Raw genomic sequence first — 3,077 nt, forward strand, 5'->3', positions numbered from 1 at the left:
GTGAAAAAAGGGACCAACCACCTCTTTTTTCGCGTGCGAGACTTCCGGACTTTCTCGCAGCCACCCCGAAAGGGAGTAATTCACTCTCCTTTACTCCTCTCACCGATTAAAAAGGAATGTGCATGTCCACCTCTGAGGCACCTCACGCCCCGAACTCCGCACCCGCATCGGGATTTTCTGCGAAGTTTTCTCACACTCTGCGCTCCCTGGAGGCGGCGCAGAAGCCCGGCATCGGCGTTCCCGCCTACACCCGCTGGGTCAACCGCCGAGTAGCGCGCTACTTCGCTGCGGCAGCTGTCGCGCTGGGCATCACCCCCAACGGCGTCACCGCTATTTCCGCTGCATGTTCCGCGGCAGGCATCATCGTTCTGATTACCTGCCCGCCCAGCGTTGGTGTAGGTATCTGCGTTGCCCTGCTTTTCGCTCTCGGTTACGGCCTGGACTCCGCTGACGGCCAGGTTGCTCGCGTGACCGGTGCGTCCTCCCCCGCCGGTGAGTGGCTCGACCACGTGGTCGACTCCATCCGCGTGCCCTCCGTGCACATGGCAACCCTGCTCTCCTTCCTGCTGTACCCGGCGCACTACTCCTTTACCGGTTCCAGCGCATTCAACGGCTGGATCATCGCGATGCCCATGATTTTCACCGCGCTGACCGCCGGTCACTTCATGAGCCAGATTCTTGCTGAGCAACTGCGCAACAACCGCAAGACCGCAGCTCCCCCGACCGGTGGTCCCCTGCGTTCCTTCATCAACCTGCACATGGACGCTGGCACCCTCTGCTGGATCTACATTTTCCTCGGTTTCGGCCCCGTATTCGTCATCGTCTACGCGCTGCTTCTGCTGGCTAATGCCGCAACCGTCCTGCTGTCCATGCGTCGCAAGTACGTTAGCCTCGCGACCCCCGCTGAGTAAGGAGAATCCCAATGATGCACTTCACCTCTCGCAACCCCGCTGTTTCAGCCGTTATCGCAACCAACGGCAAGCGTCCCGAACTGCTGCGCGTGGCGGTGCGCTCCATCCTTGAGCAGAGCTACCGTGGCTTCGTTGAAGTTGTCGTCGTCTTTGACCGCGTTGAGCCCGACCGCCTCGAAGATATTGAGGTCGGCGAAAACCGTGCCCTGAAGATTGTCTCCAATACCCGCTCCGGCGGTCTAGCTGGCGGCCGTAACAGCGGCATCATCGCTTCCAGCGGTGAGATGATTGGCTTCTGCGATGACGACGACTACTGGATGCCTTCCAAGCTCACCCAGCAGGTCGCTCTCTGGCGCGAAAACCCCGAAGCAGCCGCTATCTCTTCGGGTATTACCGTCCGCTCCGGCGGTCAGGACATCGTGCGCCTGGCACCCGAGCGCGCAACCTTCGCAGACTTCCTGCGTTCACGCATTACCGAAATTCACCCCTCCGCCATGCTGTACTCCCGCGAGGATTTGCTCGGCGTTGACGGTAAGCCCGCCCGCATCGGCCTGGTCGATGAGGAGCTGCCCGCCGCCTACGGTGAAGACTACGACCTGTTGCTGCGCGCAACCCGCCACGGCGATGTGCTGAGTGTACCCGAGCCGCTGATTCTGGTGCTCTGGGACCGCCCCTCCTTCTTCTCCGGTAAGTGGCAGTCCATGGTTGACGGCCTGAGCTACATTCTGCGTAAGTTCCCTGAATTTGAGCAGGATCCCAAGGGCCTGGCACGTATTGCCGGTCAGATTGCGTACGCTCAGGCATCGCTGGGTAATAACAAGGAGGCGCGCGCCTACGCTCGCGCGGCTCTGCGCCGCGATCCCAAGCAGCTTCGTGCTTGGGCAGCGTATGTTGTGTCCACCGGCATTATTAAGCCCGCTACTCTTCTTGATCTCGTCCAGAAGACCGGTCGAGGTCTCTAACCAGGTATCGCACAGACATGGTTTCCTCTTCCGTTCTTTCCCCTCCGGGTACTTCGCCTGCGGCGCTGAAGGATTCCGCCGGGTCGGCTAATACTCCGCCCAGCGGTATTCTGCGTGCCCGCGCGCGCAACCGCCCGGTATCTACGGCGCAGAAGAAGCTCCCCGCGTGGCCTCTGCTGGCGTTGCTGTACGGCTTCCCGGCGCTGTGGGCTTTGGGTGTGCTTCAGATTGCGCCGCTGGTACTGGCAGCGATCATGCTTTTTTACCTCATTATTCGAGGTAATGTGCGTGTGCCCGGTTCCCTGTGGGTGTGGGGTGCATTCTGCGTGTGGGTTGTTGTTGCGGCACTTGCGCTAACCCGCTCCACCGACATCATTGGTTGGGGTCTGCGCTTTGTAAATATTCTCAGCGCCGGTATTTACGCCCTGTACTACTACAACGCGCGTTCTTCTATTAGCCTCAATAGGTTGCTGGGTGGTCTGGCTACCCTGTGGGTGACCCTCATTGTTCTGGGTTACGGCGGTGTTCTCTTCCCCGAGTTCCGTCTGCGTACGCCAATGAGCTTCATCATGCCTTCTGGTTTTATGCAGAACCCGCTGGTGCGTGACTACATGCTTCCTCCCCTGGCTGAGGTTCAGCGTCCTTGGGGCGCACCCGAGGCGTATATTCGACCCTCCGCGCCGTTCCCCTACGCGAATAGTTGGGGTCTGGCGTACACCCTGCTCACCCCGGTGATGCTGGCGTGCTTGCTTCGCCTGCGTTCCATCTGGCTGCGTATTGCGTTGCTGATTGGCATGGCGCTTTCTACCGTGCCGGCAATTGCGACCAGTAACCGCGGCATGTTCATTGGTTTGGGTATCAGCGCAGCGTACGTACTGCTGCGTCAGTTCCTTGCGGCTAATTGGCGTGCTGTGGGTATGGGTGTTGCGGCGATTGCGGCTGTGGTTGTGGCGCTCTTTGCGTCGGGCACCGTGGATAACATTCTGGGTCGTCAGGACTACTCGGACTCCACCGGTGGCCGTGCGGCGCTCTACCGCGCCACCTGGAAGGCAACCTTGGAGTCCCCGATTATCGGTTACGGCACTCCGCGCATGGAACCGAGCATTGGCGTGTCAATGGGTACCCAGGGGTACCTGTGGACTCTGATGTTCTGCTTCGGCTTCGTGGGTCTGGCGCTGTTCGCACTCTTCATGGTGTGCACTGT

The 3,077-nt window shown here is 60.2% G+C and carries 3 protein-coding genes; all 3 read left to right on the forward strand.

What is annotated here, in order from left to right; genetic code table 11:
- The first annotated feature begins 122 nt into the window (after nucleotides 1-122).
- Complete coding sequence (locus Q0216_RS10105; RefSeq protein ID WP_298595079.1) at nucleotides 123-911, forward strand: CDP-alcohol phosphatidyltransferase family protein; 789 nt, start codon at nucleotides 123-125, stop codon at nucleotides 909-911.
- An 11-nt stretch (nucleotides 912-922) separates the two neighbouring features.
- Nucleotides 923-1,873 (forward strand): glycosyltransferase, encoded by a 951-nt coding sequence (locus Q0216_RS10110; RefSeq protein ID WP_049327959.1) that lies wholly within the window; start codon nucleotides 923-925, stop codon nucleotides 1,871-1,873.
- A 17-nt stretch (nucleotides 1,874-1,890) separates the two neighbouring features.
- Nucleotides 1,891-3,077 (forward strand): O-antigen ligase (locus Q0216_RS10115; RefSeq protein WP_298595085.1); only part of this gene is annotated, 1,187 nt, incomplete at its 3' end.

This window comes from uncultured Rothia sp. (assembly GCF_937976295.1).
Lineage (GTDB): Bacteria > Actinomycetota > Actinomycetes > Actinomycetales > Micrococcaceae > Rothia.

Excerpts from the sequence above, each read along its gene's own strand:
- Q0216_RS10105 (WP_298595079.1), top strand. The coding sequence starts at position 123 with ATGTCCACCTCTGAGGCACCTCACGCCCCGAACTCCGCACCCGCATCG.
- Q0216_RS10110 (WP_049327959.1), top strand. The coding sequence starts at position 923 with ATGATGCACTTCACCTCTCGCAACCCCGCTGTTTCAGCCGTTATCGCA.